We start from the raw sequence: 19,763 nt of genomic DNA, 5'->3' as shown, positions 1-19,763 counted from the left end.
CATCCCTTTCCGGAACCAAGCCAGAGATTAGCCTTCGCTGGTCGTGCCGAGGGGTTACGAGAAGCACGATTCTCAACTCAGTGTCGTGGCCGCCTTCATGGTCGTCCACCGCCAAGTCCCGCGGCCCGGGAGCGACGGGCGATGCGCCCGCCAGTTCCGCAACGCTCCGACCGCAGCGCAGCAAGCAGCGGGTGCAGCGGGGACCTCGTTGTTCGGAGCGCGGGATGACAATGCAGTCCAGGGCTGCGACGCGATCCCGAAGGGGAAGAGGTCAGAGAGTCAGCAAACCACGGCAGAGCGTTGTGATGCTCGGTCTCACGAGCATCTTGCAACTTGGAACAGAACGTACTGCTCTCCGCTTTCGATAGAGAACTGCCGACAGTTCCATGATCATTAATATCGTGTAACACGATTGCGTCGGCGCGCGGCGCCCACCAGCTAAATTTGTATGAAACAATCAGATCTTTTCAGAGAGAACGCGGACAACTGCCTCCAGCTTGCGGAGCGCACGCAGGAAGAGCCGGCCTTCCGGCGCTATCGGCGCATGGCCCAGGGCTGGAATGCGCTCGCCCTCCAGCAGGACTGGCTCGACGGCGAGATTGCGCCGCTCGGCGAGCCGAAGGCTGCGCGGCACGAGTAACCAATTAGAATGCAGGAGCGTCCGATGACCCCACGAACGATTCTCATTGCGCTACTGACTGCGTTCAGCTTGGCGTCGGCTGTCGCTGCGTTCACAACCATCCGTCAGGTGCATACGGAAGCGTATTCGCTTCCGCAGCCTGTCACCCGCATTTGAGCGAGGCGGGCGGCTTCAGGGCTGCCCGGACCCTCCCGAAGATCCATAGACCTGCCCGTTGGCGTAGCTCGCGTCCGCAGCGGCCAACTGGACGTAGATCGATCCAAGCTCCACCGGCTGGCCAGGACGACCGAGTGGAGTCTGACCACCAAATTTTTCGAGTTTCTCCATAGTGGCCCCGCCTGAGACCTGAAGGGGCGTCCAGATCGGCCCGGGAGCGACGGCGTTCACGCGAATACCCTTCGGCCCGAGCTGTTTGGCCAGGGACTTCACGTAGTTCATGGTCGCCGCCTTGGTCTGCGCGTAGTCATAGAGGTCGGGAGAGGGATCGTAGGCCTGCTCGGATGAAGTGCCGATGATGACCGATCCCGGCTTCAGATGGGGCAGGGCGGCCTTGATGATCCAGAACGGGGCATAGATATTGGTTTTCATCGTCGCGTCGAAATCTTCGGACGAGACGTCCAGGATCGACTGGCGTGCCTGCTGCCGCGCGGCGTTGTTGACGACGATGTCGAGTCCGCCCAGCGCATCGACGGCCTGTTGCACCAGCCGCCGGCAGAACTCCTCGTCGCGCAGATCGCCGGGGATGGCGACGGCCTTTCGCCCCTCGGCCTCGATCAACGCGATGACCTCCTGCGCATCCGGCTCCTCGGTTGGGTAGTAGTTGATCGCGACGTCGGCCCCTTCCCGCGCATAGGCGATGGCGGCCGCGCGTCCCATGCCGGAATCGCCTCCAGTGATCAGCGCCTTGCGCCCGGCGAGACGCCCGGAACCCTTGTAGCTGGTTTCACCGTGATCCGGCCGCGGCGACATCTTGCTCGCAAGACCCGGCCAGGGCTGCGACTGGTGTTCGAACGGCGGCTTCGGATATTTGTCCTTGGGGTCGACGAGCGGTTCGGGCGGGGTTGAATTTGCGGCCATCGTCTCGCGTCCTTTCGCTGTTGCCGAGGTCAGCGATGCGGCCGCAAGCGTTGCGGTGCCTCCGACCGTCTGGCGGCGGGACATCGACGTTGTGCGATCGCCTGCCATGCGGTGTCTCCTCTTGAGGGACGTGGTCAACGGCCTGAGACCACCAACGTTTCATTTGGATCGCTTAAAGCACCGTGTCGCGCGCCAGATGCACTGGTCGGCTCTGCGGCCTGTTGGCTCAGGGAGGAACGAACGGGCGCGGCCCGCGTCGTTTTCGATCGAATCGGAGTGGCGTCGGCACTATCCAATCCGACGCCCTTCGTGGATCACCAACCAAGGAGAGCCATCCGATGGCGCAGCAAGGCCAAGGCATCGTTAGGACAGGACGCGGGGAGGATCAGCCCGCCGACAAGGAGCGTGCGCAGCAGGTTCATAGGACCACATCTCCCGATGCTCCGTCCCGCGAGGCGACACGTCATCCCGAGCAGGACAGTAACCTGTCGGCGGGTGACTGAGAGCCCTTCAGGCCCTTGGGAACGGCCGGTGACGGCCGAACGTTATCGATCCATTAGCACCGGGAGGATCACATGACATCGATGCTCGATGAACGCGAATATGGCAACCTGATTGGAAGCGACAAGGTCGAAGGCACGGCCGTCTATGGCGCCGACGACACCAAGATCGGCACCATCGAACGCGTGATGATCGACAAGCTCAGCGGGCGGGTCTCGTATGCCGTCCTGGGCTTCGGCGGTTTCCTCGGGCTTGGCAATGATCACTACCCGTTGCCCTGGCAATCCCTGAAGTACGACACGCGACTCGGCGGCTACGTTACCGGCGTGACCGAGAACCAGCTGCGGGGCGCGCCGAAATATTCCGACGAGCGCGAGTGGGACTGGGGGGATGCCGGGGCGGGGCGCAAGGTCGACGACTATTACGGCGTCCAACTCGCTTAGGACCGTCGCCCTTGTTCATTGCGCGCTGGCGAGGATGCCGACGAACCTCGCGTATCGCGGCCTTGTCCGCGACCCCCGATGAAATCTCAGGCGGCCGGCGGCTGAGCGCCGTTTTCGGCCGCCGATCCAGCCATCATGCTGCGGCGGCTCGATAGCCAGATCGGAATCTCGCGGTAGCAGGTGCCTTTTTCATTCATCTCTGCGACCGTCCACCGGCTCGGATGCCGTTCCTTGCCGACGAAGACCCAGTCATCGGCGATGGGGGGAGGCTCATTCGGCCTCGTCCTCAGCCATGCCGAACGGGCTCCTTTCGGCAAGCGATCCTGCTTCATCTGATAGAGATCATATACTGGTGAACGCATGACGCTACTCGTCCTCAAGCAACCGCAATTCTCAACAGCCCCAGCGTGTCGCGTCGTCGCGGCGGAATTGTGGGAGCGGCGCGGCCAGGCTGTGCAAAAGCACGATCAAGCCTGTGATTGACGGCATCTGCCATATTCTTCGCGTGGCGCGTATCGCTTCGAAAAGGCGACGCGCGGGGCCGTTCAATAACCCCGCGAGTCTGGACCGACGCCGATCGCGTCCGGCAATGAAGAGTCGCCACCCCGCGACCGGTTGACTGATCAAATCAGAAGAAGGCGTAGCTGAGATCGAGACCGTAGGTGGCGTGGAGGATGAAGCCAAACGCCGTGGCGCCGCAGAGCATCAGGATCGTGCGCAGCTTCTCGGTGTCGATACGGGTCTCTTCGAGATGGGTCGGGAGAGCCTTGATGAGTGTTGTCATTGTGGGACCTCTGTACGCGAAACGAAGACGGAGAGTGAGTTATGAAAAGTATATCCGAGGTTGTTAGATCCCGTTTCTGGGGAGGTGGTTTTTGTAGAGTCCCAGAAGAGTTCTAATTGTGAAAGAGGAACCCAGCATCGTGCAGTTTTTGGGGCAAAGTTGCGGAAAGTAAATGATCAGTAAATTAAATCTGAGGTTGATATTAGTTGCGTGCAGTATTGTTGCACGTCTTGGCTGTTGAAAGAAGTTGCCAGGTTGCGGAGACGCGGCGCCGCACGTTTTTAAGCTTAATTCCTTCAGGGAGGCGGTTTGAGCGTGCTCAGCCTGCGCGGCTCGGTGGCGACGAGCACCATCCGGGCTACGGCGCCAATGCGGTTGCAAAAGCAACTCCAAGTATAGAGGCAGCTCACCTCGACCTCGGCCAATTTGTGGCGAGGTGTTAACGGCTATGGCGATGTCGCCACTCGCTCGCCGGTTTCTTTGGCATGACTGGTATCATGTGGGTGGTGACGACGGAAGCCGGTCGCCGAAATCTCGCTGGCGGGTGTGCTCATCATACAACAGCCCCACCATCATCGAGCAGGGATCGCACGGGCGTCTCGGGTCGAGCCCAGTTGAGGCGCCAGCATGATGGGCAGTTCATGAATCATGATGGAGGAAGCGCGCGTGGCATGCCCGCCCTCGGTGATGAAGGCGCGTTGCTAGGCTTGAGCAAAAAGAGAAGGCCCAAGGTTGAGTAGTTACCGACACCCAAGCGGCCGTCGGGTCGAAGGCTGCGTTGGGCAGCGCGCGCCAGCGCGGCGCATGGATCTGGCCTGCTCGCAAGGTGGGCCTGGACGGATGCTGCACGTTCTCGCTGCTCTGTCGAGCTTTCGGTCACCCTCCCCACGTCAGTACCGGGATGTCGCGACCGATCGCCAATCCTCCTGATGCGAAGCGGATGACGCCGCAGGCGGAATGGGCGCCGGCCGTGCCCGCTATCCTCCAGCATCCCCGCGTGATGGGCTCCTGAGGCGGTGCGGCAATTCGGATACACCAACCAACAACGGTATTTCCGTGTGTTTCTGAACGTTGCAATTCATTTTGGAACATGTCAGCAGGTAATCTGTTAGGGCGAACGGCCCGCCCAGGCTACCAGCATGACGCGCACAAAGGTTTTGGAGTACCGGCCGGACATAGATTGGCTGCGCGCCGTCGCCGTGGTTTCGGTCATTGGATTTCATTACGAGCTGCCGGGCTTTGGCGGTGGGTTTGTCGGCGTCGACATCTTCTTCGTCATCTCCGGTTATGTGATCTCCCGGCTCATTTGGACGGGCATTCAATCCGATTCGTTTTCCTTCATTGAGTTCTACGAACGGAGGGCGAGGCGGCTGCTTCCGGCGCTCTATTTGATGATCGTCGTCACCGCGATGGTCGCGTGGTTCTTGGCGCCTCCAGGCGACTACCGAATGTTCTTCGGAAGCGCGATCTCCACGGTGCTGTTTTCGTCGAACGTCTTCTTCTGGTCGCAGACCGGCTATTTCGATCTACCAACGATCGGGAAGGTTCTCATCCACACCTGGTCATTGTCGGTGGAGGAGCAGTTCTACTTCCTGTTTCCGGTCGTGACTTGGCTCTGGAGCCGGCTGTTTCCCGATCCAACGTCGAAGCCGTCGCTCGGGCTGGTCATCCTCGGAACGATCGCGCTGTGTGTGCTCGACGAGCTTTGGATCAAGCAATCGCCCTCGACCGCCTTCTACATCGCCCCGCTGCGGGCCTGGGAGTTCCTGATCGGAAGCATTGCGTTTTTCCTGCATCGATGGTCGCCGGTTGGAAGCGTGACGCGCCTGGCCTTCGCGGCCGCGGGCATGGTCTCCATGCTGCTTGCCGTGGTCATCTTCCGCGCAGAGACCCGCTTCCCGGGATTGCACGCGCTGGTCCCCTGTGTCGGTGCTGCGGTCTACATCGTCGCGTTCAATCAGGAGAAGGGCAGACCCGGGCTGCCATTCAGTGAGCTCGGAGCATTCCTCGGCCGTTTGTCCTACTCGCTCTATCTTTGGCACTGGCCGGTTTTCGTCCTCGGCAGGGCCGCGCTGCCGCTGGATGTGGCGACCTCGGCGGCAGCTACGGTTGGACTCCTGCTGTGCTCGCTGCTGCTGGCCTATCTGTCCTACGTCATCGTCGAGCGGCCTGCGCGCGCACGAACGGTATGGGGTGGCGTGCGTGGCTCCCCGGTGATCGCGGGCATTGCCGCCGTCATGGTCGCGGTCGGAGTTCACGGCGTCGCGCATGACGGCTACGCCGATCGCTTCCCGCAATCACAGGCACGAATGCTCCGGTACGATTCCCGGACGATGGAGCCGTTCTATCGTGCGCACAGCTGCTTCTTGCAGCCCGATGAGCCGGCATCGGCCTACGATTTCGAGGCGTGCCTGAAACCGGCTGCGAACAAGCGCAACATTCTGCTCGCCGGCGACAGCCTTGCCGCGCATTATGCCTGGGCGTTGCGCAGCTACCTGTCGTCCGATGCCTACCATCTTCTGCAGCTCACGTCAGGGGGCTGCCCGCCGTTCGTCGAGCTCAAGCTGAGCAGCTCGCGAAACTGTAACGACGTCAATCAGCTGCTGCGCGATCAGATCAAGGCGCACCGCTTTGACGCCATCATTCTTTCCGGCAATTGGCGCGCCTATCTCGAAACCTATGGCCGGCCTCCCGCACGGCGCGTCGACGGTTATTTGAACGCGCTGCTGGCGGTCGCTCAGGAAACGGGCGTTCCCGTCCTGCTGCTCGGTCCCTCGATCGAGTTTCCAGTTCCCTTGGCTTCGACGTTGTTCAACCATGAGCAGACGCACGTCCCGATCGGCAATTCGCTGGTGCCGAAAGATGCGTCGTTCGAGGCGGACGATCGTCTGAGAGAGATCGCCCGCGCGTATCCGCTCGTTCAATACGTTTCCATTCTCGACACGATTTGCAGCAAGAGGCGTTGTCCGCTGACGATTGACGCGGAAACCCCGATCGTCTGGGATACCATCCATTTCACCCCGGAAGGCTCGAGGTTCGTCGTCTCGCAACTCGCGCCGCAACTGGATGCCTTCTTGCGAAGGCTGGAGCAGCCCTCCGAGACCGGAACGAACGAGCTCATGGCTGGTGACGGTCCGGCGGCAACCCGGAACCTTGCCCCCTCCCGCGTTCAATGATGGAAGCGACCGAGCACGGGACCTCGGGAGCCATGAACTTCGGCGGGTGTCGTGCGTTCGCCTGCCGTTGATGTCGGACATTGCCTTCGGGCGGCCGCGAAAGTGATCCAACGTCATCGTGTTCTCAAGCCGTTCGGGACGACACACATGAATCCGATCATCAAGGCGATGGCAGTGCTTGCGTGCGCCGCCTGCTGGAGCACCGCCGCGACGGCCCAATCGGTTCGCTGGAACACCTATAGGATCCCGGAGACCGGCACATCGGTCGACATTCCGGTCTCGATCTTCAGCGACACGGCGGGCCAACCCGAGGGCTACGGCCAACGCTTCCAGACTGCCGACGGCCGCGCCAATCTGACCGTGCAGTCGGTATCGAATAACGCGCGGGAGTCACCTGCGCGGTTCCTTGCCAGGAAGAACCCTCCGCCGAATATTCAATACAAGCGCGTCACCTCGCGATTCTTCGCGGTGTCGAGCTACAAGGGCGACTATGTCTGGTACAATCGCTGCAACTTCGTTGGCGGCTACGTGCATTGCGTGCTGATCAACTACCCCCGGGTCTGGGAGCGCGCTTGGGACGGCATCGTCACCCGCATCAGCCTGTCGCTGAACCGAAGCTGAGGGGGGCGCTTAGTGAAGTCTTCGGCTGGCGGCTTTGATCCACCTCAATGATACCGTCGGGCTCCTCTGAATAAGCTTCGGCTTCATTTCAGCCGCCGCTTACAGATGAGCCAGTCCTTCATGGCCGCAGCGTCCTTCACCGTACGGGCCGAAAGCGCCAGCGCGATCGCCACCATCAGGTGCCGCAGCGCGCAGGACGCGCTGCTGACGGCCAATGCCTATCTGCGTCTCGGCGCCGCCTGCGTCAGCATCGAGATGCCCGGCGGACAAAGCATGAGCCCGGACCGGCTCGATGCGCTGCTTAACGATTCTGGCGGGCGCATCGGCTTCTGAAATCGGGCGTCGGGCGCACCGCCACTCTTCCCTGGCGTGATCGCGACGGCTTGTGCGGGAGCATTTCGGGAGTGCGTCCAGGCTCAGGATGACGACGCTTCGACGCGGTCGTCGGGGAGCGCCGTCCGCCACGAGACATCGGTAATGTAGGGGCCGTACAGGACATCCTGGCGCCGCTGGTAAATGATCGTGAGGGCGACGGCGGCGATGAAACAGATTGCAGTCAAAATGGCTAGTTCGAACATGGTTCAACTCCATCGCACAGCACGTGGCGGATGAAGGGCGTCGGCGTCAAATGGAAGCCGGCGTTAAGCTGAAGAGGAAAGCTTAATGCACGCGAGGCATCCTGCGTTGCAGGCGAACAGCCAAAGCAGAACCTCTGGGTCCGCGCGGCTGAACCTCGGGTCGAGAGTCCGGCTGCTCGCCGCAAGCTACTCAGCGACGGTCGGCTGACCGGTATCAAGCTCCGGAAACATCGCCCGGCAGCTCAGGCAATAGGATTCGAAAATAAAGCTCAGCAACGTGGACATCGGTAACCCCCATCAGTCGATGTGATGCTGGGCAACTTGCCGGGGGACTGTTTCAGGACGACTTCGTGCGCCCGGCGAAGTGGTTTCGATCGGTGCCAGGAAAGCTTCGTGGTCACAGGACGTCGGCGCGCGCACGCTCCTGAAGATGAAGTTGTTGCAATAGTCCTTCCGTTTCCAGAACCATTCGCCATCGGCGCGCTGATGGATTTCCGGGTCGAAGGCTGACAACGGAAGCAATCTCCCGCGGCTCAGGAATTGGCCCCGATAGCCGAGACCCCGCAGGAGCAAGAATGTCTCCTTCACCCTGTCGAGCGTCGCCAGGCGGCGGTCGCACTCGACCACGATCAACGGCCGGCATCGGCGCAAGGTGCGCTCGGCGCCGCGCAGTACGTCGAGTTCGGCACCCTCGACGTCGATCTTGATCGCAGAGACGTTTGCGGTGTCAGGGAGATAGTCGTCCAGCGACGTCGTCTGCACCTGGATCGCCTTCGAGGTCTCGGCGGGCCGGAGCAGCGAAGCTCCGGGCTGATGCCCTTCGGGAACGAACAGGGTTTTCCTGCTGGAGCGCGAATAGACGGCGCGCGGTTCGACGACGACATTGTCGAGCGAGAACCGGGAGCAGAGCCGCGCCAATCGTTCGGCAAGATCCGGCTGGGGCTCGAAGGCGATGACCCGCCCCGGCGCCGACCACCGTGCCAGCCAGTAGAGAAAACTGCCCTTGTTGGCGCCGATGTCGCAGACGATGTCGCCGCGCCGGATGTGACGCTGCAACTCGGACAGCTCCGTCTTGTGGTCGCGGAATCGGGACCGCAGGATTCTGACCAGAAACCGGGATGCCTCATGTTTCGCCAACCGAGCCCCCCCCCCAACGCCATGGCTACGCGCCCGCCAAACGAGGGCGAGCTCGGGTGCGCACGCCCCTGTCGTTCACGGCAATGCTTCAAAATGGACGAGTGGCGGGGCGCCAGGATGGCGCTGGCGTGGCGATTGGCGATCCCAGCAGGACTCGAACCTGCAACCCGCGGAGTAGAAATCCGCTACTCTATCCAGTTGAGCTATGGGACCGTCGTCACGGCGTGAGCGTCAGGCGATCACGTCACGGGATGAATGCCGCGGGGCCGTGAAGCCCGTCCGGTCGCGGCATCCATAGCAGGGTTCATAGGAAAAATCTTCGGTTTCGCCAAGAGCGGCCGAACCGGATCCGGGCCAGGCGCGACCAAGCGGAGGCGGGAGGAGGGCGCATGCCCCTGGGTCCCGCGCCAGCGGTGGCGGATGAACGGCCGCCGCGGGCTGTGCCGATATGCTGCAGGCTGTGAATTGCCGTTGATGACCCCATTTTTCCGGCCGCGCCCTTTCGCCGATGGCCGCCCCCGCGGTGGGCCGCTATGCTGGCCGCTGCAACCGCCGCCATCAGTCCGTCACCATTTCGCGTCCATTCTCGCCACGAATCGGCCAAACACGGACCGCCATCCGCCCGTGCCGAAGAGCCGGCTGACGACACGTCCAAGGAAACGTCCAAGGAGCTGCCCATGACCGGTCTGGTTCGCGCCGTCGCCCTCTGCGCCACCCTGGTGCTTGGCCTCGCCTCCGCCAGTGCTGCCCTTGCCGCCGACAAGGCGTTCAAGCGCGACGACCTCGCCGATGCCGCGATCAAGCTGGAGGCGCAGATCAAGAGCGAGGCGGGGGCGGTGAACAAGCCGCTGGCGATGCTCCGCACCGATGCCGACGCGGCGCTGCGGCGGAACGACCTGCGGACAGGCCTGCAGATCCTCGGGCAGATCGCGACCGCTGCGCCGGATGATTCCGGCAACTGGCTGCGGCTGGCGCGCACCGTGCTGAACCAGATCAAGCCGATCAATTCCTCGGAGCAGACCTTCCTGCTGGAGCGCGCCTCGACGGCGGCCTACATCGCCTACCAGCGCGCCGGCAATGCCGGGGAGGAAGCCGACGCGCTCGCGGTGCTCGGCAAGACCATGGCGGAGCGCAAGCTGTGGCGGCCGGCGCTGGATACGCTGCGGATGTCGCTCGAACTGCGCGAGGTCGCTGACGTCCGCGGGCAGTATGAGCGGATGCGCGACGAGCATGGCTTCAAGCTGCTCGACTATACCGTGGATTCGGACTCGGCGAGCCCGCGCGCCTGCTTCCAGTTCTCCGAGGATCTCGCCAAGCGCACCGACTTCTCGCCCTTCGTGGCGCAGGCCGGCACCGACAAGCCGGCGTTGACCTCGGAGGACAAGCAGCTCTGCGTCGAAGGCCTCAAGCATGGCGAGCGCTATAACATCAATCTTCGTGCCGGACTGCCGTCGGGCGTCAAGGAGAGCCTGCCGAAATCGGCCGAGTTCAACATCTATGTTCGCGACCGCAAGCCGTTCGTGCGCTTCACCGGCAAGGCCTATGTGCTGCCGCGCACCGGGCAGAAGGGCATTCCGCTGGTCAGCGTCAACACGCCGGCGGTCACCGTCAACGTGTTCCGGATCGGCGACCGCAATTTGATCAACACCGTCATCGACAGCGACTTCCAGCGGCCGCTGTCGAGCTATCAGCTCACCGATCTCGGCAATGAGCGCGGCATGAAGGTGTGGAGCGGCGAGCTGTCGACCGCGATGACCCTGAACCAGGACGTCACCACCGCCTTCCCGGTCGATCAGGCGCTGAGCGACATGCAGCCCGGCGTGTATGTGATGACGGCGGCGCCGAAGGGGCCGACGAGCGGCAATGACGAGGACGGCGGCCAACTCGCGACACAATGGTTCATCGTCTCCGATCTCGGAGTCGCCGCGTTCTCCGGCAATGACGGCATTCACGTGTTCGTCAATTCGCTGGCCTCGACTGATCCGGTCGCGCGCGCCGAGGTGCGGCTGGTGGCGCGCAACAACGAGATCCTCGCGACGCGCAAGACCGACGACGCCGGCCACGTGCTGTTCGAGACGGGCCTGGCGCGTGGCGAGGGCGGGCTGTCGCCAGCGATGCTGACCGTGTCGGGCGAGAAGACCGACTATGCCTTCCTCAGCCTGAAGACGTCAGCCTTCGACCTGTCCGATCGCGGCGTCGCCGGGCGCGAAGCGCCCACGGGGCCGGACGCTTTCGTCTATTCCGAGCGCGGCGTCTACCGCTCCAACGAGACGGTCTACCTCACCGCGCTGCTGCGCGACGGCAAGGGCAATGCCATGACCGGCACGCCGCTGACGCTGGTCGTCGAGCGTCCCGACGGCGTCGAGTTTCGCCGCGCGGTGCTGCCGGACCAGGGCGCCGGCGGCCGTTCGTTCAGCGTGGCGCTGAACTCGGCGGTGCCGACCGGCACCTACCGCGTGCGCGCCTTCACCGACCCAAAGGGGACGGCGGTCGGCGAGACCACCTTCATGGTCGAGGATTACGTCCCCGAGCGGCTGGAATTCGATTTGAGCTCCAAGGACAAGCAGATCAAGGTTGAGACTCCGGTGGAGGTGAAGGTCGACGGCCATTTCCTCTACGGTGCGCCGGCCTCCGGCCTGCAGCTCGAGGGCGACCTGCTGGTGACGACCGCGCCCGAGCGGCCGGGGTTCCCGGGCTACCAGTTCGGCGTCGCCGACGAGGAGAGCGCCTCCAACGAGCGCACCCCGATCGAAGGCATGCCGGAAACGGACGAGAAGGGCGCGGCGACGTTCCCGGTCAGCCTGCCCAAGCCGCCGTCCTCCAGCCGGCCGCAGGAGGCGCAGATCTATGTGCGCCTGGCTGAGACCGGCGGCCGCGCCGTCGAGCGCAAGCTGGTGCTCCCCGTGGCGCCCAAGGCGGCGCAGATCGGCATCAAGCCGTCGTTCTCCGGCAAGAGCGTCGGCGAGGGCGACAAGGCCGAGTTCGACGTCGTGTTCGTCTCGCCGGAGGGCAAGACGCTGGCGCGAAGCGGGCTGCGCTATGAGCTGCTGAAGATCGAGTCGCGCTACCAGTGGTACCGGCAGAACTCCTATTGGGAGTATGAGCCGGTGAAATCGACGCGGCGCGTCGGCGACGGCGACGTCACGATATCAGCCAACAAGCCGGCGCGGCTGAGCTTCCAGCCGGAGGCCGGGCGCTATCGCCTCGACGTCAAGTCGGCGGATGCCGACGGCCCGGTGACGTCGCTGCAGTTCGATGTCGGCTGGTACACCGACGGCAGCGCCGACACGCCGGATCTCTTGGAGACCTCGCTCGACAAGCCGCAATACCAGTCCGGCGAGAGCATGATCGTGACGGTCAATGCGCGCACTGCCGGCAAGCTGACGGTCAACGTGCTCGGCGACCGGCTACTGACGACGCAGACCACCGAGGTCAAGGAAGGTACCAACCAAGTCAAGCTTGCGGTCGGCAAGGATTGGGGCACCGGCGCCTACGTCGTCACGACGCTGCGCCGTCCGCTCGATGCGGCCGCGCAGCGCATGCCGGGCCGCGCGCTCGGCGTCGCCTGGTTCGGCATCGACAAATCAGCGCGCACGCTCAACGTGGCTCTGACGCCGCCTGCGCTGGTACGTCCGGGCTCGGCGTTGAAGATTCCGGTCAAGGTCGGTGGGCTCAATCCCGGCGAGGACGCCAAGATCGTGATCGCGGCGGTCGATGTCGGCATTCTCAACCTCACCAACTACAAGCCGCCGGCGCCCGACGATTACTATCTCGGCCAGCGCCAGCTCTCCGCGGAGATCCGCGACCTCTATGGCCAGCTGATCGACGGCATGCAGGGCACGCGCGGCCAGATCCGCTCGGGCGGTGACAGTGGCGGAGCCGAGCTGCAAGGCTCGCCGCCGACGCAGAAGCCGCTGGCGCTGTATTCGGGCATCGTGACCGTCGGGCCCGATGGCACCGTCGAGGTCAGCTTCGATATCCCGGAGTTCGCAGGAACTGCGCGGGTGATGGCGGTCGCATGGAGCGCCACGAAAGTCGGCCGGGCGAATGTCGACGTCACCGTGCGCGATCCGGTGGTGTTGACCGCGACCTTGCCGCGCTTTTTGCTGAGCGGCGACCGCGGCACGCTGTCGTTCGACCTCGATAACGTCGAGGGCGCGCCCGGCGACTATGTCGTCGGCGTCAAGGCCAGCGGCCCGGTCAAGGTCTCCGGCAATGCCAACGTCACGCTGAAGCTCGCCGCCAAGCAGCGGGCGTCGTCGACGCTGCCGCTGGATGCCAGCGGCACCGGTACGGCGCAGCTCGACGTCGATATCAAGGGCCCCAACGGGCTGGCGCTGGCGCGGCACTATCAGCTCGACGTCAAGCCGGCGACCCAGGTGCTGGCGCGGCGCTCGATCCGCACGCTCGCGAAGGGCGAGAGCCTGACGCTGACATCGGACATGTTCAATGATCTCGTGGCGGGCACCGGTACGGTGTCGCTGTCGGCGGGACTGTCGACCGCGCTCGATGCGGCAACCATCCTCAAGGCGCTCGACCGCTATCCGCATGGCTGCTCGGAGCAGATCACCAGCCGCGCGATGCCGCTGCTCTATGTCAACGAGCTCGCAGCCGGCGCGCATCTCGCGATGGACACCGAGGTCGACCAGCGCATCCGCGACTCGATCGACCGCTTGCTGGCGCGTCAGGGCTCCAACGGCTCGTTCGGCCTGTGGTCGGCCGGCGGCGACGATCCCTGGCTCGATGCCTACGTGACGGACTTCCTGACCCGCGCCCGCGAAAAGGGCTTTGCCGTGCCGGACGTGCTGTTCAAGAGCGCGCTCGACCGCGTCAGAAACTCGGTGGTCAATGCCGAGGAGCCGGAGAAGAGCGGCGGCCGCGATCTCGCCTACGGCCTCTACGTGCTCGCGCGCAACGGCGCGGCGCCGATCGGCGACCTGCGCTATCTCGCCGACACCAAGCTCGGCAATCTCGCAACTCCAATTGCCAAGGCGCAGCTCGCCGCGGCGCTCGCGCTGGTCGGCGACCGCGCCCGCGCCGAGCGGGTCTATGCGGCAGCCGCCGACAGCCTCGCGCCGAAGCCGGTGCTGGTGTTCGGCCGCACCGATTACGGCTCCGACCTGCGTGATGCGGCGGCATTGGTGTCACTGGCCGGCGAAGGCAATGCGCCGCGCGCGACGCTGACGCAGGCGGTGACCCGCGTCGAGGCAGCGCGTGGCCTGACGCCGTACACCTCGACGCAGGAGAATGCGTGGATGGTGCTGGCGGCGCGTGCGCTCGCCAAGGAGACGCTGACGCTCGATGTCAACGGGCAGGCGGTGAAGCAGGCGCTGTACCGCAGCTACAAGGCGGCTGAGCTCTCAGGCCAGCCGCTGAAGATCACCAACACCGGTGATGCGCCGGTGCAGGCGGTGGTCTCCGCCTCCGGCTCGCCGCTGACGCCGGAGCCGGCGGCATCGAACGGCTTCAAGATCGAGCGTGGCTACTACACGCTCGACGGCAAGCCGGCCGATATCAGAACCGCGAAGCAGAACGACCGTTTCGCTGTCGTGCTGAAGGTCACCGAGGCCAAGCCGGAATACGGGCACATCATGGTGTCCGACTATCTACCGGCGGGGCTGGAGATCGACAATCCGCATCTGGTGTCGTCGGGCGACAGCGGCACGCTCGACTGGATCGAGGACGGCCAGGAGCCGGTCAATACCGAGTTCCGCGACGACCGCTTCACCGCCGCGCTCGACCGCGCCGCGGATTCCAAGTCCGTGTTCACGGTCGCCTACGTGGTACGCGCGGTGTCGCCCGGCAAATACGTGCTGCCGCAGGCCTATGTCGAGGACATGTACAATCCCTCACGCTATGGTCGGACCGGTACGGGCTCCGTGGAGGTCCGCGCGGCGAAATGAGCGAGGGTGGAACGAGCGATCGTGAGTTGGGTGGCCGGACGGAGCCGCACACTCCGTCATGCCCAGGCTTGACCCGGGCATCCATCGCTCGCGGCGACGAAGGCGCGGATGGCCGGGACAAGCCCGGCCATGACCCGAGGAGAGGGCGGAGCGTCAAACGGCTGCTCGCGGGCGCGCTGTTCTTGTTCGTCGCAGTCGTCCTTGCCTTCACCGCCTACACCATCTCTCTCGGCCCGCTGCCGCTGCGCGAGGCCAGAGCCGTGTCCACCACCGTCGTCGACCGCCACGGCAAGCTGCTGCGCGCCTATGCGATGGCGGATGGGCGATGGCGGCTACCGGTCAGCGCGAAGAAGGACGTCGATCCGACCTATTTGAGACTGCTGTTCGCCTATGAGGACCAGCGCTTCTACGACCATCACGGCGTCGACCCCCGCGCGCTGGCGCGCGCCACGATCCAGCTCGGCGCGCACGGCCACATCGTGTCGGGCGGCTCGACCATCACGATGCAGCTGGCGCGGCTGCTCGAGCCCAGGCGGCAGCGCTCGCTGCACGCCAAGCTCAGGCAGATCGTGCGCGCGCTCGAGCTCGAGCATGAGCTGAGCAAGGACGAGATCCTCGATCTCTACCTGACGCTCGCGCCCTATGGCGGCAATCTCGAAGGCATCCGCGCCGCCTCGATCGCGTATTTCGGCAAGGAGCCGAAGCGGCTGTCACTGGCGGAAGCGGCACTCTTGGTGGCGCTGCCGCAGTCACCGGAGACGCGGCGGCTCGACCGGCATCCGGAGGCCGCTCGACGCGGCCGCGACCGCGTTCTCGACCGCATGGTGTCGGAGAACGTGATCTCCGCCGAGGACGCGGCGCAGGCGAAGGCGCAAGCCGTGCCGGCCTTCCGCCAGCCGATGCCGATCCTGGCGCCGCATGCTGCCGACCAGGCCTCGGCGACCGTCAAGGATCAGCCGATCATCCGCCTTACGCTGGACGCCTCGCTGCAGAAGGTGCTGGAGCCGCTGGCGCGCGATCGCGCCATCGCATTGGGACCGAACGTCTCGGTCGGCATCATCGTGGTCGACAATGACAGCGGCGACGTGCTCGCCCATGTCGGATCGGCCGACTATTTCGACGAGAGGCGGGCAGGGCAGGTCGACATGACCCGCGCGGTGCGTTCGCCAGGCTCGACCCTGAAGCCGTTCATCTATGGGCTCGCCTTCGAGGACGGCTTCGTGCACCCGGAGAGCCTCATCGAGGACCGCCCGGTGCGCTTCGGCTCCTACGCGCCGGAAAATTTCGACATGACGTTCCAGGGCACGGTGCCGGTGCGCAAGGCGCTGCAACTGTCCCTGAATGTTCCCGCCATCGTGCTGCTCGACCGTGTCGGCGCCAGCCGGCTGTCGTCGCGACTGAAACAGGCCGGCGGCAATTTGGTGCTGCCGAAGGACGAAGCCCCAGGCCTTGCCATGGGCCTCGGCGGCGTCGGCGTGACCCTGCAGGACCTCGCCCAGCTCTATGCCGGATTCCCGCGCCTGGGCACCACCAGGCCGCTGCGTGAGATCATGACCGGGGAGGGCACCGACGATGCCCGCGAGCCGTTGCGGCTGATGGATTCGGCGGCCGCCTGGCAGGTCGGCAACGTGCTGCTGGGGACCCCGCCGCCGGAAAACGCAGCCCGCAACCGGATCGCCTTCAAGACCGGTACCAGCTACGGCTATCGCGACGCCTGGTCGGTCGGTTTCGACGGCCGCGTGACGATCGGCGTCTGGGTCGGCAGGCCCGATGGCGCGCCGGTGCCCGGCCTGATCGGCCGCGTCGCCGCGGCGCCGATCCTGTTCGACGCTTTTGCCCGCAGCGGCAAGCTGCCGGTGACACTGCCAAAGCCGCCCAAGGGTGCGCTTGTCGCCAGCAATTCAAAGTTGCCGCTGCCCCTGCGCCGGTTCCGGCCGGTCGGAGAACTGGTGCGGACCGGCGCGGAGCAGGCGCCGCACATTCAGTTCCCGCTGAACGGCTCCCGCATCGATGTCGACCGGTCCGCCGGTCCCGAGGCGTCGGTGATGCCGGTGAAAGTGTCCGGGGGCGTGCTGCCGCTGACCATGCTGGTCAATGGACTAGCCGTCGGCGAGATCGACAGCCGGCGCCAGCGCCTGATCGATCCGCCCGGGCCGGGCTTTGCCCGCCTCACCGTGATCGATGCCACGGGCGCTGCGGACACAGTTGTGGTCAGAATCCAGTGAGGGTTCGCTAAGCGGTTGTCGACATAGCGGTTTCAGCGTATTCGGAACCCCATGGTCGAGACCTTTGCCCGCCCCCGTTTTGGAGAGCCGCGCGAGCCGAAGAACCTGGTCAATCCAGGCAATCGGCTGGTGCGGATGATCGATGTCGTCACCGTGAGCCACACCAGGGCGGTGACGTTCCTGCTCGTCTGCGGGCTGCTGTTGTTCCTGCCGGGCTTCTTCACCATCCCGCCGATCGATCGCGACGAGGCGCGCTTCGCCCAGGCGACCAAACAGATGGTCGAGAGCGGCGATTACGTCGATATCCGCTTCCAGGACGACGTGCGCTACAAGAAGCCGGTCGGCATCTACTGGTTGCAATCGGCTGCGGTCGAGACGGCGTCGGCGATCGGTCTGCCGCGTGCGCAGCTGCGCATCTGGGTCTACCGCATTCCCTCGCTGATCGGTGCGATCGGCGCGGTGCTGCTGACCTATTGGACCGCGCTCTCCTTCGTGACACGGCGCGGCGCCGTGTTCGCCGCCCTGCTGATGTGCTGCTCGGTGCTGCTCGGGGCGGAAGCCCGGCTCGCCAAGACCGACGCGATGCTGCTATTCACCGTGGTGGCTGCGATGGGTGCGCTGGCCCGCGTCTATCTGTCGTGGCAGCGCGGCGAGGATCCGGTGCATCCACCGTGGGGACCGCCTGCGATCTTCTGGACGGCGCTCGCCGGCGGCATCCTGATCAAGGGCCCGCTGATCCTGATGTTCGCAGGACTGACGATCGTGGCGCTGGCAATCATGGATCGTGGTGCCGGCTGGCTATCGCGTCTGCGCCCTCTATGGGGACTGATGTGGATGCTGGTGCTGGTGCTGCCCTGGTTCGTGCTGATCTTCCTGCGCGCCGGCGACACCTTCTTCGCCGATTCCGTCGGCGGCGACATGCTGAGCAAGATCGGCGCCCAGGAGTCGCACGGCGCACCGCCGGGCCTCTATCTGCTGCTGTTGTTCATCACCTTCTGGCCCGGCGCGCCGCTGGCCGCCATGGCAGCCCCCGCCGTCTGGCGCGCGCGGCGCGAGCCAGGGGCGCAGTTCCTGCTGGCCTGGCTGCTGCCGTCCTGGGTCGTGTTCGAGGCCGTCCTGACCAAGCTGCCGCATTACGTGCTGCCGCTCTATCCGGCAATCGCCGTCCTCACCGTGGGCGCGCTGGAGCGGCGGGTGCTGGCGCGCAACTGGCTGCGGCGCGGCGCCGCCTGGTGGTTCGCGATTCCCGCCATCACGTCGGTGGTGGCCGTGATCGGCGCCATCATCGTCACGCACCAGCCGGTGTTCCTGGCCTGGCCGTTCGTGGCGGCGTCGCTGATTTTCGGCCTGTTCGCCTGGTGGCTCTATGACGACGGCCGTGCCGAGCGCTCGCTCTTGAATGCCGGCGTGGCGGCGATGTTCCTGGCGTTCGTGGTGTATGGCGCCGTGCTGCCGGCGCTGACACCGCTGTTTCCCAGCGCGGAGATTGCGCGCGCGCTGCGCAACGTGGTCTGCGTCGGGCCGAAGGCAGCAGCGGCAGGTTTCCACGAACCTAGCCTCGTGTTCATGACAGGAACCTCGACACAGCTCACCGACGGCTCGGGGGCGGCCGACTTCCTCAACCATGGCACGTGCCGCTTCGCGCTTGTCGAGCAGCGCACCGAACGGGCGTTCGTGCAGCGCGCCGAGGCCATCGGGCTGCGCTACAACGTCGCCAAGCGCATCGACGGCTACAACATCTCGCAAGGCCGCCCGGTCTCGATTGCGATCTATCGTTCGGAAGGCACCGAGTAGATGTCGGCGCCACACACGCCCTCGCTGTCGTCAGGCTATCTCGCCCAGCTCGCGCTGGTCGGCAAATTCTCGTTCGGCCGGCTGGTTCGGCGGCCGCAGACCGCGCCGGACGCTGCGGGCCGGCAACGCCTGCGACGCGAGCTTCTCCTGCTCGGTGCCATCGGCCTGAGTGTGGTCTTGATGCTGATGTTCACCTTCGATGCCTACGAAATCGGGCTGATGCCGGCGCGTGGAACACCCAGCCTGTGGCTGGTGCGCATCATCACCGAATTCGGCCAGGACGAATACGTGCTGGGACTGCTGGCAGTGGGGGTAGTCGCGACGATCCTGATCGCGCCGTTGTGGCCTGAGGCTTCGCGCAGCCGCCTTCTGAACTTTGCGACGCATGTCCAGTTTTTCTTCTTCGCGGTTCTGCTCTCCGTGCTGTCGGCCCAGGTGTTGAAATACATCATCGGGCGCGGCCGTCCCTTCGTCGGCGGCAAGGCCAATGCGTTCAATTTCGAACCCTTCAACGGCACGCCGGCCTATTTCAGCATGCCGTCGGCGCATGCGGTGACCGCCTTCGCGCTCGCATTCGCCGTTGCGGCCGTCTGGTCGCGGCTGCGGATACCGATGTTCATCTATGCCGTCGTGATTGCCCTGAGTCGGCTGGTGCTGCTGGCGCATCATCCAAGCGATGTGGTCGCCGGCGCCGTGGTCGGATTGGCCTGCGCCATGCTGGTCCGCTACTGGTTCGCAGCACGACGGCTGGGCTTCCGCCTGGGCAAGGACGGCCAAATCGTACCGCGCTAAAGGGGTTGATAGGCGGCCCCAAGCCCCATAATAAGCCTCCGCCGCATCGCCCGGGGCAGGAACCGGTCCAGTCACGCCATCGCGAGTCTCAT

Annotated in this window: 13 protein-coding genes, 1 tRNA gene and 1 pseudogene; 9 read left to right on the top strand and 6 right to left on the bottom strand. The window is 64.8% G+C overall.

The genetic code is table 11. The features are described from left to right. The first annotated feature begins 448 nt into the window (after positions 1–448). Positions 449–640 carry a hypothetical protein gene (locus ACQR0W_RS18470; RefSeq protein WP_315711826.1) on the top strand — a complete coding sequence of 64 codons (192 nt, stop codon included), beginning with the start codon at positions 449–451 and terminating at the stop codon, positions 638–640. A gap of 171 nt (positions 641–811) precedes the next feature. Here ACQR0W_RS18470 and ACQR0W_RS18465 read toward each other — a convergent pair whose 3' ends face one another. After that, positions 812–1,825, bottom strand: coding sequence for an SDR family oxidoreductase (locus ACQR0W_RS18465; RefSeq protein ID WP_434840755.1), 1,014 nt, complete (start codon positions 1,823–1,825; stop codon positions 812–814). Between the two features lie 467 nt (positions 1,826–2,292). Between ACQR0W_RS18465 and ACQR0W_RS18460 the strand changes: the two genes are divergently transcribed. Beyond that, a complete protein-coding gene (locus ACQR0W_RS18460; RefSeq protein ID WP_315738064.1) occupies positions 2,293–2,661 on the top strand; it encodes a PRC-barrel domain-containing protein in 369 nt (122 codons plus the stop codon). An 86-nt stretch (positions 2,662–2,747) separates the two neighbouring features. Here the strand turns inward: ACQR0W_RS18460 and ACQR0W_RS18455 are convergent, their stop codons facing one another. Both ACQR0W_RS18455 and ACQR0W_RS18450 read right to left on the bottom strand, forming a co-directional pair. Next, complete coding sequence (locus ACQR0W_RS18455) at positions 2,748–3,023, bottom strand: hypothetical protein (RefSeq protein WP_315712614.1); 276 nt, start codon at positions 3,021–3,023, stop codon at positions 2,748–2,750. Between the two features lie 266 nt (positions 3,024–3,289). Then, positions 3,290–3,445, bottom strand: coding sequence for a hypothetical protein (locus tag ACQR0W_RS18450; protein WP_315711831.1), 156 nt, complete (start codon positions 3,443–3,445; stop codon positions 3,290–3,292). Between the two features lie 1,139 nt (positions 3,446–4,584). On the opposite strand from ACQR0W_RS18450, the gene ACQR0W_RS18445 reads away from it, so the two are divergent. From ACQR0W_RS18445 to ACQR0W_RS18435, 3 genes are all read left to right on the top strand, one after another. Beyond that, complete coding sequence (locus ACQR0W_RS18445; protein WP_316170203.1) at positions 4,585–6,621, top strand: acyltransferase family protein; 2,037 nt, start codon at positions 4,585–4,587, stop codon at positions 6,619–6,621. Between the two features lie 147 nt (positions 6,622–6,768). Next, positions 6,769–7,242 carry a hypothetical protein gene (locus ACQR0W_RS18440; protein ID WP_315827573.1) on the top strand — a complete coding sequence of 158 codons (474 nt, stop codon included), beginning with the start codon at positions 6,769–6,771 and terminating at the stop codon, positions 7,240–7,242. Between the two features lie 120 nt (positions 7,243–7,362). Beyond that, complete coding sequence (locus tag ACQR0W_RS18435) at positions 7,363–7,575, top strand: hypothetical protein (RefSeq protein ID WP_315711835.1); 213 nt, start codon at positions 7,363–7,365, stop codon at positions 7,573–7,575. Positions 7,576–7,658: 83 nt separating this feature from the next. Here ACQR0W_RS18435 and ACQR0W_RS18430 read toward each other — a convergent pair whose 3' ends face one another. The 3 genes and pseudogenes from ACQR0W_RS18430 to ACQR0W_RS18420 all read right to left on the bottom strand — a co-directional run bounded on the left by ACQR0W_RS18430 (position 7,659) and on the right by ACQR0W_RS18420 (position 9,170). Further along, the gene (locus ACQR0W_RS18430) at positions 7,659–7,820 is read right to left on the bottom strand and encodes a hypothetical protein (protein ID WP_315751088.1); all 162 of its coding nucleotides are present in this window, start codon (positions 7,818–7,820) and stop codon (positions 7,659–7,661) included. 402 nt (positions 7,821–8,222) lie between these two features. Beyond that, positions 8,223–8,957, bottom strand: a pseudogene (locus ACQR0W_RS18425) (FkbM family methyltransferase); the annotation flags it as partial. A 136-nt stretch (positions 8,958–9,093) separates the two neighbouring features. Next, a tRNA-Arg gene (locus ACQR0W_RS18420) sits at positions 9,094–9,170 on the bottom strand. Between the two features lie 464 nt (positions 9,171–9,634). On the opposite strand from ACQR0W_RS18420, the gene ACQR0W_RS18415 reads away from it, so the two are divergent. The 4 genes from ACQR0W_RS18415 to ACQR0W_RS18400 are packed head-to-tail and all read left to right on the top strand — an operon-like array spanning position 9,635 to position 19,671. Further along, on the top strand, positions 9,635–14,860 hold the full coding sequence (locus tag ACQR0W_RS18415) for an alpha-2-macroglobulin family protein (RefSeq protein WP_434840725.1): 5,226 nt from the start codon (positions 9,635–9,637) through the stop codon (positions 14,858–14,860). After that, positions 14,857–17,085 carry a penicillin-binding protein 1C gene (pbpC, locus tag ACQR0W_RS18410; protein WP_316170205.1) on the top strand — a complete coding sequence of 743 codons (2,229 nt, stop codon included), beginning with the start codon at positions 14,857–14,859 and terminating at the stop codon, positions 17,083–17,085. Before ACQR0W_RS18415 ends, pbpC begins: the two co-directional genes overlap by 4 nt. A gap of 51 nt (positions 17,086–17,136) precedes the next feature. After that, complete coding sequence (locus ACQR0W_RS18405; protein WP_315827577.1) at positions 17,137–18,879, top strand: ArnT family glycosyltransferase; 1,743 nt, start codon at positions 17,137–17,139, stop codon at positions 18,877–18,879. Beyond that, positions 18,880–19,671: a phosphatase PAP2 family protein gene (locus ACQR0W_RS18400; RefSeq protein WP_316170206.1), complete on the top strand. Its 792-nt coding sequence runs from the start codon at positions 18,880–18,882 to the stop codon at positions 19,669–19,671. Positions 19,672–19,763 lie beyond the last annotated feature (92 nt).

The sequence above is a fragment of the Bradyrhizobium sp. HKCCYLRH1034 genome (assembly GCF_051168375.1).
Classification (GTDB): Bacteria; Pseudomonadota; Alphaproteobacteria; order Rhizobiales; family Xanthobacteraceae; genus Bradyrhizobium.
Note: the sequence above shows the minus strand (reverse complement) of the source record. Positions and strands in the feature narration are given on the sequence as shown.

Coding starts and splice junctions, on each gene's coding strand:
- pbpC (WP_316170205.1), top strand. CDS start 14,857: ATGAGCGAGGGTGGAACGAGCGATCGTGAGTTGGGTGGCCGGACGGAG.
- ACQR0W_RS18450 (WP_315711831.1), bottom strand. CDS start 3,445: ATGACAACACTCATCAAGGCTCTCCCGACCCATCTCGAAGAGACCCGT.
- ACQR0W_RS18465 (WP_434840755.1), bottom strand. CDS start 1,825: ATGGCAGGCGATCGCACAACGTCGATGTCCCGCCGCCAGACGGTCGGA.
- ACQR0W_RS18415 (WP_434840725.1), top strand. CDS start 9,635: ATGACCGGTCTGGTTCGCGCCGTCGCCCTCTGCGCCACCCTGGTGCTT.
- ACQR0W_RS18445 (WP_316170203.1), top strand. CDS start 4,585: ATGACGCGCACAAAGGTTTTGGAGTACCGGCCGGACATAGATTGGCTG.
- ACQR0W_RS18460 (WP_315738064.1), top strand. CDS start 2,293: ATGACATCGATGCTCGATGAACGCGAATATGGCAACCTGATTGGAAGC.
- ACQR0W_RS18470 (WP_315711826.1), top strand. CDS start 449: ATGAAACAATCAGATCTTTTCAGAGAGAACGCGGACAACTGCCTCCAG.
- ACQR0W_RS18400 (WP_316170206.1), top strand. CDS start 18,880: ATGTCGGCGCCACACACGCCCTCGCTGTCGTCAGGCTATCTCGCCCAG.
- ACQR0W_RS18455 (WP_315712614.1), bottom strand. CDS start 3,023: ATGCGTTCACCAGTATATGATCTCTATCAGATGAAGCAGGATCGCTTG.
- ACQR0W_RS18430 (WP_315751088.1), bottom strand. CDS start 7,820: ATGTTCGAACTAGCCATTTTGACTGCAATCTGTTTCATCGCCGCCGTC.
- ACQR0W_RS18405 (WP_315827577.1), top strand. CDS start 17,137: ATGGTCGAGACCTTTGCCCGCCCCCGTTTTGGAGAGCCGCGCGAGCCG.
- ACQR0W_RS18435 (WP_315711835.1), top strand. CDS start 7,363: ATGGCCGCAGCGTCCTTCACCGTACGGGCCGAAAGCGCCAGCGCGATC.
- ACQR0W_RS18440 (WP_315827573.1), top strand. CDS start 6,769: ATGAATCCGATCATCAAGGCGATGGCAGTGCTTGCGTGCGCCGCCTGC.